13 protein-coding genes are annotated in these 13504 nt (G+C 67.0%); 11 read left to right on the top strand and 2 right to left on the bottom strand.

Annotated elements, in window-relative coordinates; all coding sequences use genetic code 11:
* The first annotated feature begins 128 nt into the window (after window positions 1–128).
* The 6 genes from OG300_RS21090 (at window position 129) to OG300_RS21065 (ending at window position 5512) form a co-directional block, all read left to right on the top strand.
* Window positions 129–1862 carry an ankyrin repeat domain-containing protein gene (locus OG300_RS21090; RefSeq protein WP_405484106.1) on the top strand — a complete coding sequence of 578 codons (1734 nt, stop codon included), beginning with the start codon at window positions 129–131 and terminating at the stop codon, window positions 1860–1862.
* 316 nt (window positions 1863–2178) lie between these two features.
* Window positions 2179–2904, top strand: coding sequence for a hypothetical protein (locus OG300_RS21085; RefSeq protein WP_405484104.1), 726 nt, complete (start codon window positions 2179–2181; stop codon window positions 2902–2904).
* A complete protein-coding gene (locus tag OG300_RS21080; RefSeq protein WP_405484102.1) occupies window positions 2901–3299 on the top strand; it encodes a hypothetical protein in 399 nt (132 codons plus the stop codon). Before OG300_RS21085 ends, OG300_RS21080 begins: the two co-directional genes overlap by 4 nt.
* A 2-nt stretch (window positions 3300–3301) precedes the next feature.
* Window positions 3302–3841 carry a hypothetical protein gene (locus OG300_RS21075; RefSeq protein ID WP_405484100.1) on the top strand — a complete coding sequence of 180 codons (540 nt, stop codon included), beginning with the start codon at window positions 3302–3304 and terminating at the stop codon, window positions 3839–3841.
* Window positions 3838–4815 carry a hypothetical protein gene (locus OG300_RS21070; protein ID WP_405484098.1) on the top strand — a complete coding sequence of 326 codons (978 nt, stop codon included), beginning with the start codon at window positions 3838–3840 and terminating at the stop codon, window positions 4813–4815. Before OG300_RS21075 ends, OG300_RS21070 begins: the two co-directional genes overlap by 4 nt.
* Window positions 4816–4873: 58 nt before the next feature.
* Window positions 4874–5512 carry a GNAT family N-acetyltransferase gene (locus tag OG300_RS21065; protein WP_405484096.1) on the top strand — a complete coding sequence of 213 codons (639 nt, stop codon included), beginning with the start codon at window positions 4874–4876 and terminating at the stop codon, window positions 5510–5512.
* 40 nt (window positions 5513–5552) lie between these two features.
* Here OG300_RS21065 and OG300_RS21060 read toward each other — a convergent pair whose 3' ends face one another.
* The gene (locus OG300_RS21060; RefSeq protein ID WP_405484094.1) at window positions 5553–6323 is read right to left on the bottom strand and encodes a GTP-binding protein; all 771 of its coding nucleotides are present in this window, start codon (window positions 6321–6323) and stop codon (window positions 5553–5555) included.
* 155 nt (window positions 6324–6478) lie between these two features.
* On the opposite strand from OG300_RS21060, the gene OG300_RS21055 reads away from it, so the two are divergent.
* The 5 genes from OG300_RS21055 to OG300_RS21035 all read left to right on the top strand — a co-directional run bounded on the left by OG300_RS21055 (window position 6479) and on the right by OG300_RS21035 (window position 11706).
* On the top strand, window positions 6479–6901 hold the full coding sequence (locus tag OG300_RS21055; RefSeq protein WP_405484092.1) for a Zn-ribbon domain-containing OB-fold protein: 423 nt from the start codon (window positions 6479–6481) through the stop codon (window positions 6899–6901).
* Entirely contained in the window at window positions 6894–8093 is a 1200-nt protein-coding gene (locus OG300_RS21050) for a lipid-transfer protein (RefSeq protein ID WP_405484090.1), read from the top strand. The genes OG300_RS21055 and OG300_RS21050 overlap by 8 nt, the downstream gene beginning before the upstream one ends.
* A 209-nt stretch (window positions 8094–8302) precedes the next feature.
* Window positions 8303–9667, top strand: coding sequence for a DoxX family protein (locus OG300_RS21045; RefSeq protein WP_405498620.1), 1365 nt, complete (start codon window positions 8303–8305; stop codon window positions 9665–9667).
* Between the two features lie 135 nt (window positions 9668–9802).
* The gene (locus OG300_RS21040; protein WP_405484088.1) at window positions 9803–10054 is read left to right on the top strand and encodes a hypothetical protein; all 252 of its coding nucleotides are present in this window, start codon (window positions 9803–9805) and stop codon (window positions 10052–10054) included.
* Between the two features lie 191 nt (window positions 10055–10245).
* Complete coding sequence (locus tag OG300_RS21035; RefSeq protein ID WP_405484086.1) at window positions 10246–11706, top strand: glyceraldehyde-3-phosphate dehydrogenase; 1461 nt, start codon at window positions 10246–10248, stop codon at window positions 11704–11706.
* Between the two features lie 152 nt (window positions 11707–11858).
* Here the strand turns inward: OG300_RS21035 and OG300_RS21030 are convergent, their stop codons facing one another.
* Window positions 11859–13478 (bottom strand): hypothetical protein, encoded by a 1620-nt coding sequence (locus OG300_RS21030; RefSeq protein ID WP_405484084.1) that lies wholly within the window; start codon window positions 13476–13478, stop codon window positions 11859–11861.
* Window positions 13479–13504: the final 26 nt, after the last annotated feature.

Below are 13504 nucleotides of genomic sequence, written 5' to 3'. Positions count from 1 at the left end.
GCAGCACACCCGCACGGCAGCGTCCGGGAAACCCTATAACGACCGGACCGGACGGCTCGGGGTCGCCGAGTTCGAGCGCGGTGTCGGCGCGGAATCGGCAGCTTCGGCGTGTCATACAGTCGGTGTCGATGAAGCCATACGAGGAGTCTGGGGGCACGCCGACGCCGGAACAGTCGGCGATCGATGCGGCTAAGGCGGGCGATGAGGCTCGGCTGCGTGTGCTGCTGGATGGTGATCCGGGGTTGGCGAATGCCAGGGGCTGGCGGGATATCAGCCCGCTGATCGAGGCTGCGGGGAATCCGGATTCTGTTGCGGCGGTGCGGCTGTTGCTGGAGCGGGGTGCGGATCCGCTGGCGGTGTGGAGTGACGGCTATACCGCGCTGCATCGTGCGGCTGGCGGGGAGGTAGCTGAACTGCTGGTTGCGGCTGCGGGTATGCCTGGGCTGCGGGCGCGTGATCGTTGGGGGCGGACGCCGCTGTATTCGGCGGTGGAGGACGGGCATGCCGAGGTGGTGCGGGTGCTGCTGGCGGCGGGCAGTGATCCGTCGGTGCTTGCTGAGGACGCTCCCGGCTCGGAAGATCCGCTTTCGCCGCTGGATGTCGCGAAGGACCCGGTGATCGTGGGATTGCTGCTCGCGGCGGGAGCTTCGGTGCATACGCCACGAAAGTGGACGCCGCTGCACCTGGCCTGTGCTCGGATCGTGCAGGACGACGGCTGGCTCGCGGTGGTCGGTTTGCTGCTCGACCACGGTGCCGACCCCGGGCGGCGCACAGAGTTCGGCGATTCACCTCTCGATGTTCTCGGCGTGGACGGGGATGCGGGGGTGCGCGCGCGGATGACCGGAATCCTGCATGGGACAGGCAGATCGACGGAGTTGGGGCTTGCCGACGTCGCGGCGGGTGAGCAGCGGCAGGTTGCGATTCATCCGACGCGGGACCGGGCTGTCACCTCGATGTACCTCGGTGCGGCGCTCGTAGAGTGGCGGCTCACTCCGGCCGTCGAGCCGGTCGGGATCGTTCGATTGCCGGTACGTGCGGCGACGAAGGGGCCGTACGGGTCGGTGGGGGAGATGATGGCCTTCGCCGACCGGCGGTCGGTGCACTTGCGCAGCTGGCAGGATCTGACCGAGTCGATTCCGGTGGAGATGCCGTTGAACCGGAGCGTCTCCGGGGTCTGCTGGTCGCCCGACGGTCGGTCGCTGGCGGTGACCGGTGCGGAAGCGTTGCGGCTCATCGATGTTCAGCGCCGCGAGGTGGTGGCCGACACGGCCGAGCTCGACGATGTCGGTCTGGGCGATTGGAGCGCTGAGCCGCGGTTTTCTCCGGACGGTCGGCTGCTGGCCGTCGGGAACTCGATGCAGGGCGTGTGGTGGCAGACCGTCCTGGATGTCTCCCCGGAGGGAGCGCTGCGGCTGCGGTACGACCGCGAGAGCGACAAAGGCGAAGCACCGACGAATCAGCGAACCACCGAGGTCGTCACCGCCGTCACCTTCTCGCCTGATGGGCGGCGGACCGCGACCTGGGTTCGCCCCGATTTCGGCATCCACCGTCCGAACGGGTATCGCGGTCTCGTCGCTGTCGCCTGGGCGGCGGACGGTGAGTCGGACTGGTATCAGCGCATCGATGACGAAATGACCGGCGTCGCTGGTGATTCGAGCTCGGCGGCACTGTGTTTCACCGCTGACGGTGCTCAGCTCGCGGTCGGCCTGGATTCCGGAGTCGTCTGGTTCGATACGGAAACCGGTGCTCATCTGGGCACATCGGCGATCGGCACGGTCTTGGATCTCGCGTGTGCCCCGCATGTCGGCATGCTGGCCGCGACGTCGAACGGTCTGCTTCGGATTCAGCCTCCCACCCGCTAACTCCCCCCGAATCCCGCCGCACGTCGAGGCGAAGTGCGCACCGGCCGTTCGGGGTTTGTCGTCCCCCCTTCGGACGACATGGGCTCGAACGGTCGGTGCGCTCTTCGGGCCTCTGCCACCACGGCGTCGGGGTGGCGGCGGACAGTGATCATGATCCGCTGGGTGAGGCGGGTTCAACGTATCATGAGCTTGCTTGTGACGTCGTCGGCGCTGATTTTGGGTACTGTGAGTTGGTCATGAGTTGTTCGTGGGATTTCGGGTGGGGTCGAGGTGGGTAGGAAGGGGTGGCGGGGATGGGTCGCATAGGGTTCGGCCTGTGGTGACGCGGGATCTGCAGGAGCGGTTCGGGCGGGTAGTGGCCGGGCGGCGGGAGGAGTTGGGGCTGTCGCGGCCGGATGTGCGGGAGGCCGGGGGACCTTCGGTGGCGACGTTGGCGCGGGTGGAGATTCCGCGCGCCGACACCGCGCTGCCCAGTCCGATGACGCTGCGGCTGCTCGATACCGGGTTGCGCTGGGTCGAGGGGAGTGCGGCGCGCGCGTTGCGCGGGGGCGAACCGGTGAAAGTGACTGAGCCGTCGACTGTTTCGGAAGTCGTCGAACCTCAGCCCACGCAACACGATCCGTTGAACTTCAGGCTCGTCGAGGTCGACATCGACGTGGTGGACGCGTTGATCGCCGCCGCCGACCGATGTTTCCAGCTCTGCGACAGCGCCGATCTGCCGGAAGCGATTGCGGCGGAGGCGCGGGCGGTGAAGGAGCAACTCGGGATCGCCATCGCGGGCCTCGCCGCCGCGCAGGCGACCGAGGTGCTCGAGCGGGCCGGTGGTCCGGACCGCGAGATGCCCAGGCATATCGACAGACTCATCGGTGCGCTGCTGGCCGCGCCGCCGTCGGGTATCGGGGACGATCGGGAGAATCAACAGTACCGGCGCTGGCTGGCGGGCAGGCTCACGGAGCTCGATCCTGACCGCGCGGACAGGTTCACCCGGCGGTGGCGGTCTAAGCTGAAGCGGATCAACCTGATTGAAGGGGAAGGCCGTTGAGCTCGGACGTCGTGCCGTTGGAGGAGCGGGTGAACCTGCTGTTCGCCACCGTTGTCGACAAGGAAGGGACCGAGGTCGGCGCAGTCACTGTGGCGCAGGGGCTTTCGGAATCCCTGGGTCGGACGGTGTCGGTGGACGAGGTCGAGGCGCTGCGGCAACCGGGTGCACAGCACCCGTGCACCGACCTGCTCGACGGGCTGGCTCGCTATTTCGATATGCCGGAGAGCTTCCTCTCCGATGATCCCGGCCGGTACTACGGCCCGTTCCGGCAGCTCAGCCTGCTGATCGTGCAGCGCGACAAGCGGATTCCCTTCGTCGCCCTGCGTTCCAGCTCGGACAAGTTGGGGGACAACGCGTTGCGAGAGTTGCAGAGCTACCTGGAATCCCTGAGCTGAGCGTGGATGCGGATCGTCTGGTCGCGGAGCGGGCGCTCGAACGGTTGCCGCTGCGGCGGCCGTGGTCGATGCAGCGTTTCGTGGAGGAACTGAGCCTGCTGCGCGACCGGCCCATCGAAATCGTCGAGGGTCTGGGCGAATTCGAGGAAATCGACTTCTCCGGCATCTGGATTCCGCTGCCGGAGAAGGACCTGATCCGGCACCGTTCGGGGGTCGACCGGGTCGAGCGGGACGGGATCATCGCGCACGAGCTCGGGCACATCATCCTCGGGCACGAGATTCCGGACGGGGAGCGTCTCGGGTATTTCGAACGGACCGCGCCCGCGATCCCGGCCACCGTGATCCAGCGGCTGCTGGACCAGCAGGCCTGTCTGCGTTCGAATTTCGATCTGCCGCTGGAACGTCAGGCCGAATGGTTCGCGACCTTGCTGATGGAGGCGGCCGCCATGCTGAGTCGGCCACTGCTGCTGGATCGGGATCTCAATCCGCGCCAGCGTCTCATGCTGGAACGCGCCGCCGCGATCATCGGATGGTCGTCGTGAACATCGTTGTCGGCATCCTGATCCCGGTGTCGCTGCTCGCGCTGGCGACACACCGCATTCGAATCAGCCGGAACGGAAACCGTTTCAGCCGGCCCACCGGCATGGTCAACCCGCTCACCCAGATGCTGGTGTTTCCCGGACTGGCGCAGCTGTGCCGGGCCCCGGTGATCTCCGACGACATCATCAACCCGGTGCTGCGCGACGCGACCGGCGTCGCGAACATCATGTCGCTGGCGGGGATGACATTCGGTGCGCTGTCGGCGATTCCGATCTTCAGCGTCAGTTCCTTCGTCACCGGCCGCACTGTCACACCGCGGGTGCAGCTGGGGCTGGCCGCCGCGATCACCGCCGCGATGGTGCTGACCTTCCTGCGCACACCGATGGCACATGTCCCGACGTCCTACATGAGCAACGACTTTCCGGTCACCGGGCCGGTAATGGCGTACTGGTTCGCGTTTCTGGCACCGCTGGCCGCCGCACTGGCCATCGGTTGCGGATACATCGTTCGTGAACTGCGCTGGATCCGCGGCCCGTTCGCCCGCGCGCTGGCCGGAATCGCCCTGTGCGAGACGCTGGGCCTGGCCTACTGCCTGTTCAAGGCCTACAACCTCTACCTGCAGCGAGCCGGTATCGAGAACTTCTGGCACCTGCACGCCAAGCTGATCTCCATCGCGCTCGGACTCGCCGCCGTCAGCGCGGCCGGCATCTGCGCGAGCGTCTACACCTTCTACACCCTGCGAGACCGCTTCCACCGCTATCGGCTGCTGCGCATCTTCGGAGCGAGGTGGCTGGCGGCCCGCGCCGCGAATCCCGCTGTCGTACTGGATAGAACCGAAGTCTTCCGCCCGACCCGGCGCATGTGCTGGGCGGCGTCACTGACCGGGACGACCGCGTATCGCCTGCGAATCGAACTGGCCGATCATCAGCATCAGACCGGTGCCGCGACCGCCGCGACCAGACCGTCGATCGCCTGAACCGCACGGCCGGTGACGGGCGTCTATATTCGTTGGGCGTTGTACCGAGGTGGGATTGATGGGGCATGTGGTGGGTGGAAGTCAGGGCGGCTCGAGGGGGATTGTTCGTAAGGGCGAGCCGTTCGATATGCGGGAGGTATCTCGAGTGCTCGCAGGGGTTTTCGACGATAATCCGCTGACGGGGTGGTATCACCCGAGGCCGCGTTCCCGGTTCAGGAAGCTTCGTCTCGGTTTCGAGCACTCTTTCATGGAGTCCTGCCGTACCAGTGGTGGTGCTGATGTCGCTGCCGACGGGGCACATCGGATTGTCGGTGCGGGGTTGTGGATTTCCACTCCGCGAGTGCCGCCCAAGGTAGCTCTGCCGCTGGATGATTGGGTCAGGTTGCGGCGGCTCTATGGTTCACGTGTCCGGGAGGTGCTGGAGGGTTCGCGGCTGACCTGGGCTTCCCATGTGCAGGAACCGCACTGGCATCTGCTCGCGATCGGAACCGCGGCGGCGGTTCGTGGCCAGGGGTACGGCGCAGCGTTGATGACGGCCGGGCTTGCTCGTTGCCGGGCCGACGGGCTGCCTGCTCATTTGGAGACGGCGAAGCCCGAAAACATCCCGTACTACGAGCGATTCGGCTTCACGACCATCGGCACGGTCGATATGCCGAACGGTGGGCCCCGGAACTGGATGATGCGATTCGAGCCGTGAGCCGTACTGGCCGGTGTGGCCGAGCAGGTTTTGATCGGCGTCAGTAGTCGAGGGCGTGTTCCGGTTGGCAGACGTCGAGGGGGGAGGGGAGGTAGCGCGCTATCGCGTCCAGGAGCAGGGCGGTGTCGTCGGTTCTGGGAGCCGGGCTGCAGAGGACGGGGAGGACGTCGCCGATTCGGGTCTGGGCGCGGATGTGGCGGTGTAGTTCGACCAGTGGGATGTCTACCGGTAGGGAGGCGCCGGGGGGCGGGTTCAGGAGAGTCTGGACCAGGGTGTGGTAGGCGTGTGCGGCGAGATGCCAGGTGGGGCCGTACATTTCGGCGGCTATCGAGCGTAGGGACCACATGGGGAGGAGGTCTACGACGCCTTGGAAACGGCGGCCGGTGCCGTGGGGGAATTGCAGGGGGAGGGGGATCGCGCCGTGGAGGTCGGTGAGGGCGGCGATGGTGCGGTCGAAGTCGGCGGCGGGGTCGTCGAGGGCGGTGAGCAGGCACAGGCGGGCGACCTGGTGGTCGTCGGCCACGCGCAGGAGGGTTTCGAGCCGGGGGGAGGGGCGGGTGGTCGCGTCGAGGACCGCGATCAGGCTGTCGGCGACGCGGATCGAGCGTTCCAGGTCGGCTACAGGGGCGTCGCCGGGGAGTTCGGTGATGCGGATGGTGTGGTCGACGCGGGCGGTGGACCAGGGGATGGCGGTGTGCGGGCCGGATCTGGTGCGGCGGTGCAGGCGGTGGATCAGCGGCGTCGTGTCGGCGGGGTGGCCGATGAGCGTGACGTTGCGGATCGACTGGGGGTCAATGGCTTTGGTGCCCATTGTGGTGTCGGTACTCCAGATCGGCGCGAGGGCGGTGGCGCTTCCTCGATCCAGCCACCGTACCTCCGTGTCCGGATTGCCGGTGCGGATTCCCTCGCCAAAGTAGAACGTGTTCCTATAACGTCGGGGATGTGCAGAAAGAACAACGCCCTGCCGTGGCTGACTGGTTCACTGCGGACGACGGTGCGGTGCGTTTGAAGGGAACTCGGTGCGATGCCTGCGGCACGCCCTACTTCCCGAAGAACACCCTCGCCTGTCGGAATCCGCAGTGCGCAGGTCCGCACGATGGCACCGAGCTGACCGAATACCTGTTTTCCACGCGTGGCCGGATCTGGTCGTACGCGGATGCCCGCTACAAGCCACCGGCGCCCTACGTCTCGGGTGATCCGTTCGAGCCGTATGTGGTTGCGGCCGTTGAGCTCGAGGTCGAGCAGATGGTGATCCTCGGGCAGGTCGCGAAGGGTTTCGGCGTCGACGACCTGGCGGTCGGCATGCCGGTGGAACTGACCCTCGGCGTGCTCTACGAGGACGAGGAAGCCGAGCGCACGGTGTGGATGTGGAGGCCGGTCAATGACTGACACGAATCGCGACATCGCGGTCCTCGGTGCGGGCATGCACCAGTGGGGCAAGTGGGGTCGCAACTTCGTCGAATACGGCCTGGTGGCGGCGCGAGCGGCCTTGCGCGACGCCGGGGTCGACTACCGGGATGTCGGCTACATCGCGGGCGCGGACACCATCCGCAACGGCTACCCGGGCTTCGTGGCGGGCGCGACCTTCGCGCAGGCGCTGGGCTGGTCGGGTGCGCGGATCTCCAGCAGCTACGCCGCGTGCGCCTCGGGCGCGCAGGCCATCGCGAACGCGCGGGCGCAGATTCTGGCCGGGCTCACCGATGTCGCGCTGGTGGTCGGTGCGGACACCACGCCGAAGGGCTTCTTCCAGCCGGTCGGCGGCGAACGCCGCGACGACCCGGACTGGCTGCGCTTCCACCTGCTCGGTGCGACCAACCCGATCTACTTCGCGCTGTACGCGCGCCGCCGGATGGCGTTGCACGGCGCCACGCTCGACGACTTCGCCGCGGTCAAGGTGAAGAACGCCAAGCACGGCCTCAACAACCCGTATGCCCGCTACCGCAAAGAGGTTTCGGTCGAGGAGATCGCCGCCTCGGCGGTCGTCTCGGATCCGCTGCGGCTGCTCGACATTTGCGCGACCAGTGACGGCGGCGCCGCGCTGGTGCTGACGTCGATGGAGTACGCGCGCAAGCACGGCATCGCCGACCCGGTTCGGATCAAGGCGCTGTCCACCGTCACGCCCACGTTCCCGAAGACCGTGCTCGACCTGCCGGACTTCTCGACCGATTCGGCGGTGGCCGTCGAGCCGCCGTCGCGCACCTTCCGTTCCGCCATCGCGCACGCCGCCTACGAGGAGGCCGGGCTCGGCCCCGACGAGCTGTCCTTCGCGGAGGTCTACGACCTGTCGACCGCGCTGGAGCTGGACTGGTACGAGGACATCGGGCTCTGCGAGGTCGGTGGCGCGGAAGAGCTGTTGCGCAGTGGCGCAACGACATTGGGCGGCCGGGTGCCGGTCAACCCCAGTGGCGGGCTGGCCTGCTTCGGCGAGGCGATTCCGGCGCAGGCCATCGCGCAGATCTGTGAGCTGACCTGGCAGCTGCGCGGGCAGGCCGACGGGCGTCAGGTGGAGAACGCCAGCGCCGGTATCGCGGTCAACCAGGGGCTGTTCGGCCACGGATCGGCGACGATTCTCACCCGCTGAACCTGAGCTCCGGCTCGAACACGAAAACCCGGGTGCTGCCCGGGTTTTCGTGTTCGCTGACGGGTGCGGTCGCACCCTTCGATGTCGATCGGAGTCACTGAGCCCTCGTTAAGCGAACTACCTGGTCTTTGTTAAGCGGCCCTGTCTACCGTGCCGCCTAGTGATCTCTAGGTGGGGAGGGTCCGGTGGTCGATACCGTCGATCTCGAGGTGGTCGGTGCGGCCGAGAAGGTCGTGGCCGAGACGGCGCGATCCGAGGGCTCCGGTGAGCCGCGCTGGCAGGTGCTGACGCGCATCGGATTCCGGTTCGGGGTCTGCTATTTCGGGCTGTTCGGCTTGGCCGGAGTGCTGGGGCTCATCCCGATTCTGTTGCACGGGTTGGGGGTTGGCTCCGGATCGGGGTCCGTGCTGGGCGTGCTGTCGCTGGCGCGACCACCGATCGAATGGACCGCGAGTCATGTGCTCGGGTTGAGCGTCACCAGTACGCAGGTGGGGAGTGACAGCGCTTTTCAATGGACCGCGCTGTTCCTGCTGCTGGTGATCGCCTCCGTGGCCACCACGGTGTGGTCGGTCGTCGATCGACGGCGAGGACGCTACACCGGGCTCTTCGCGTGGACGCAGGTGTATCTGCGGTTCGTGCTGGCCCTGGCCATGTTCTATTTCGGGATGGCGAAGGCGATTCCGACGCAGATGCCGTTCGTGTTGAACCGGCTGGTGGAGCCCTACGGCAACTTCAGTCCCGAGGGCGTGCTGTGGTCGCAGGTGAGTGTGTCGCAGCCGTACGAGATCGCGCTCGGCGCAGCGGAATTGCTGGCCGGGGTGCTGTTGTTGGTGCCGCGGGCCACGGCGGCGGGCGCATTGCTGTGCGTGGTGGATATGACGCAGGTGTTCCTGCTGAACATGACCTACGACATTCGCCTGAAAACGGTGTCGTCGCAATTTCTGCTGCTGAGCCTGTTTCTGCTCGCGCCCTACGCTCGGCGACTGCTCGCCGCGTTGTTCGGCGGTGGCGCGGTTCCGGCGTTCCGACCGCCGTCGCTGTTCACCTCGGTGCGGGCGAATCGGATCGCGCTGGCGGTGCAGTTGGTGGTGGGTCTGCTGCTGCTCGCTGTCACCGGTGCGCAGAATCTGCGCCAGTGGGTGCGGCCGACGCCGGAGCTGTACGGCATCTATCAGGTGGATCGCTTCTCGTCGGAGGGTTATGCCCGCGATCCGCTGCTGACCGATGAATTGCGTTGGCGGCGTGTGGTTGTCGACCGTCCGTTCCATGTCAGCGATCCGGTGGTGATCACCATTCAGCACATGGACGATTCCTTCGAGATGTACGGCGGCACCATCGATCCGCGCAAGCATTTCATCGATCTGCACCACCGCATCACCCTCGGCACCTATGCCGAGACGCCGGTGCGGGTGCGGCTGACCTACTGGTGGCCGGGTCCGGGCCGGATGATCATCGACGCCGACGATTACGCCGGGCATCGCATTCACACCTCGTTCACGCAGCTCGACCCGAAGTCGTTTCCCTTGCTGGAGCGCGGTTTCAGCTGGGTTCAGGAGCAGCCCTACAACCGCTGAGTCGCTGCTCGAGTCCTACCCGCCGGTAAATTGAGGGTTCAAAACCGCATCTGAATCGGATGTTTTTCATATGCTCTTGTCCGGCGAGGCGGGGATGTCGCGCCCGCCTTCATGATCGGAAGTAGGGACAACTTCATGAAACGTACGATTCTCGTCGGTGCCGCCGCGTTCGCGCTGCTGGGTGGGGCCATGGGTACGGCTGCGGCGGACGGGCTCCCGCTCACCACCGCCGGAGATGTGGACCTCACGGACGGCTCCGCCGCCGATCTCGGCAATGCCATCGGCGCGGGCTCGGTGACCGCGGGCAGCGCCGCCGCGTCGCTGGGCAGTGCGTTCGGCGGCGGGTACTGGGGTGGGGTGCTGAGCAGCCTGTCGGCGGGTCACTGATCCGATCTCTGGGATGAATCCGGAACGGTAGGTGACCCGGTCGCTTACCGTGCCGGGCCCATCCACGATTGATCCCGGGTGGCGCGCGGGTGAGGCGCGGGTCTCACAGTGGGGTAGCGGGCCGATGTGAAAACGGGACCGCTGGTTAGCATCGGTGCACTGAAGCATCGAGGGAACCCCGAGGACCTGTGTTGACTACCGACCATCTTGACCGCTGGAACGCTCACGAAGCTTCCGCGGAGGCGATGATTCCGATTATTGGGCGGCTGTATCGCGAGAAGGGGGTGACCATCCTCCTGCACAGCCGGTCGCTGGTGAACAAGTCGGTGATCAGCATTCTGCGCACCCACCGCTTCGCGCGGCAGATCGAGGGCGAGGAGCTCTCGATCGAGGAGACGCTGCCGTTCCTGGAGGCGCTCACCACGCTGGATCTGGGTCCGAGCAAGATCGACCTCGGGCGGCTGGTGATGGCCTACCGCGCCGACGCGCGCGGACGGTCGATCGCGGAGTTCACCGCGGCGGTGCTCGCCGAGGTCATCGACGGCAACAAGGCCGAGCCGCAGGGACCGCGCGATGTGGTGCTCTACGGGTTCGGGCGGATCGGGCGTCTGGTCACCCGGCTGCTCATCGAGAAGGTCGGCTCCGGCAACGGGCTCAACCTGCGGGCCGTGGTGGTGCGCAAGGGCGGTGACGAGGATCTGGCCAAGCGGGCCTCGCTGCTGCGCCGAGATTCGGTGCACGGACAGTTCAACGGCACCATCAAGATCGACGCCGAGAACGATTCGATCATCGCCAACGGCAACGTGATCCGATTCATCTACAGCGACGATCCGCAGTCCATCGACTACACCGACTACGGGATCAACGACGCGATCCTCATCGACAACACCGGTCGGTGGCGTGACCGGGCGGGCCTGGAGCAGCATCTGCGCCCGGGGATCGCGAAGGTCGTGCTGACCGCGCCCGGCAAGGGCGATGTGCCGAACATCGTGCACGGCGTCAACCATCGTGATCTGGACCTGTCGCAGCAGATCTACTCCTGCGCGTCCTGCACCACCAATGCGATCGTGCCGCCGCTCAAGGCGATGGACGACGAATTCGGCATCGTGCGTGGACATGTCGAGACGGTGCACTCGTTCACCAACGACCAGAACCTGCTCGACAACTATCACAAGGCCGACCGTCGCGGCCGTTCCGCGCCGTTCAACCTGGTGATGACCGAGACCGGCGCGGCCTCGGCGGTCGCGAAGGCGATGCCGGACTTCAAGGCCAAGATCACCGGCAACTCGATTCGCGTTCCCACACCGGATGTTTCGGTCGCCATCCTCAATCTGCAGCTGCGCCGCGAGGTCAGCCGGGACGAGGTGCTGGAGTACCTGCGGCAGGTGTCGCTGTCGGGTCCGTTGAGCCGCAACCTGGATTTCACCGCCGCCAACGACGCGGTCTCCAGTGACTTCATCGGTTCGCGCGCGGCCTCGATCGTGGATGCCAACGCCGCCATCGTCGATGGCGACACCGCGATCCTCTACCTCTGGTACGACAACGAATTCGGCTACTCGTGCCAGGTGGTGCGGACGGTGCAGTACATCTCCGGCATCGAGTACCCGACGTACCCGCAGCTGGGTGTGGACGCGCCCGCGCACGCCGGATAGCTCTTGGACGCCAATGTTCGGCCGTCGCGGAATTCGCGGCGGCCGAACATTTTTCGCGGTCAGGCCTTGCAATCCTGCTGGAACCGCGGGCGACACGGCCGGGCCGTGAGCCTCCGACCGGATGGCGTTGCCGCCACGATCATTTCGGCAGGTCAGTCCCAGCGGTCGAGGGTGTAGCGGACGCGTACGCCGCCGGAGGTGACGCGGAAGGTGTGCGACAGCTTGCCGCCCTTGGACATCAGCAGGCCGCACACCTCGGCCTCGTCCTTGCCCGCGACGACGGCCTGGGTGATGTGTGCCTCCAAGGTCTTTCGGATTTCGTGGAGTTCACTGGTGAGGAATTCCGGGAAGAAGCCCGCGCCGCTGGTGTAGGTGGTGTCGGTCGCGCCGGCGAGCGCGAACAGGACGGCCTGTTCGCGGGCGGTGCGGTCGTCGGGGGCATGCCAGGTCACGGGGTGTCCGACGACGGCGGTGACGCGGCGGAACTCGCCGGGGCGCAGGCCCCACTGGGTGGCGGGGGAGCCGTTGACGTAGACGTACCAGGTGACCGGGTTGCGACGATCGGGCCGGTCCCACTGGATGATCGGCGGGGCGTCGGGGTTGGCGGCGGTGACCATCGCGCCGTAGCTGGTGTTCGCCTGCGGCACTTCGTATTCGATGGATTCGGCGCTCGGCAGCACGGTGCGGGCGAATTTCTCCCAGGTGATCACCGTGGGCTCGGCATCGAGATCCGCTGCGCCGTCGCGCTTTCCGGCGGGCACGAGGTGCCCGAACACGCCCGTGGATCGCGCGGGTTCCGCCGTCGCCGACCAGATCGGCTGCACGTCGGCCAGTTTCGCGAAACGTCGTTCGAGGGCTCCGGCTGCCTTCAGCTCGCCGATGACCTTCTCCGCCCGCGCGATCATCGCCTCGGTCGGTGCGGCCGTAGGGCGGCGGTACTGCAACGGATTCATTTTCTCGGCGAAGCGGCGCTTGACGCTGTCGAACGGCAGGCCGTCGGCGAGGTCGCCGAGCAGGGTGCCGATCATGCCGCTCTTGACGTGGCAGAAACCGGCGGGCGCCGTCGCGGCGGCCGACCACAGCAGGTTGTCGCGCTGCCGCCCGGCGGCGTCGCCGCGACCGCGCACCTTGTCGAGCGCGCCGTGCAACTCCAGCAGCCAGGTGCCCGCGCCCAGGATCGCGTCCGAGCGGTAGAGCTGCTCGGTACGCAGCAGTGCCACCGCCTTTTTCACGATGTCGTGCGGAAATTCGGTGACGGCGCGCGCGAGGGTTTCCCGGTCGGCGTTGCGGGCCGCGACGTACTGCGCGGTGGTGGTGATCGCGGACGGCGTGTGCACCTGGTGGTCGGGCGGGGTGAGCGCGAGATGCGGCCAGCCGCCCTTCTCGGCGCGGCCCCAGCTGCTGTCGCCGGAACGGAAGACCGACACGACGGCGCGGCCCTCGACCGCCGCGGCGAGCGCGGCCACCGCCCGCGTGTAGGCGGGCGGCACCCGATCCGCCTGCCACAGCGCGGATTTCGTCCGGCCGTTCGCATCGATCGCCACCAGCCCGCCGTAGCGGCGCACGAACGTCCGGCAGGTGCCGCAGTCGTCGAGCACGGCGAGATCCGGTGTCAGCGCCGCGAGATACGCCTCGAACAGCCCCTCGGTGTCGACCCGGAACAGTGCGACGCCCGGCTCGGCCGTGGCCAGGAACCGTTCCCGGACCCCGTGCAGGAACTCGTCGTACCGGTCGTCGGTGGTCACCTCGGCGGGTGCCGCGGAATGCGTCATGGGATCTCTCGTCTCGGTAGCTGTCG

Source organism: Nocardia sp. NBC_00511, assembly GCF_045161165.1.
Taxonomy (GTDB): Bacteria; Actinomycetota; Actinomycetes; order Mycobacteriales; family Mycobacteriaceae; genus Nocardia.
The sequence above is the reverse complement of the archived record's forward strand: the minus strand, read 5'-3'. Positions and strand labels throughout refer to the sequence as shown.

Coding starts and splice junctions, on each gene's coding strand:
- OG300_RS21060 (WP_405484094.1), bottom strand. CDS start 6,323: ATGGGCACCAAAGCCATTGACCCCCAGTCGATCCGCAACGTCACGCTC.
- OG300_RS21090 (WP_405484106.1), top strand. CDS start 129: ATGAAGCCATACGAGGAGTCTGGGGGCACGCCGACGCCGGAACAGTCG.
- OG300_RS21030 (WP_405484084.1), bottom strand. CDS start 13,478: ATGACGCATTCCGCGGCACCCGCCGAGGTGACCACCGACGACCGGTAC.
- OG300_RS21040 (WP_405484088.1), top strand. CDS start 9,803: ATGAAACGTACGATTCTCGTCGGTGCCGCCGCGTTCGCGCTGCTGGGT.
- OG300_RS21050 (WP_405484090.1), top strand. CDS start 6,894: ATGACTGACACGAATCGCGACATCGCGGTCCTCGGTGCGGGCATGCAC.
- OG300_RS21065 (WP_405484096.1), top strand. CDS start 4,874: ATGGGGCATGTGGTGGGTGGAAGTCAGGGCGGCTCGAGGGGGATTGTT.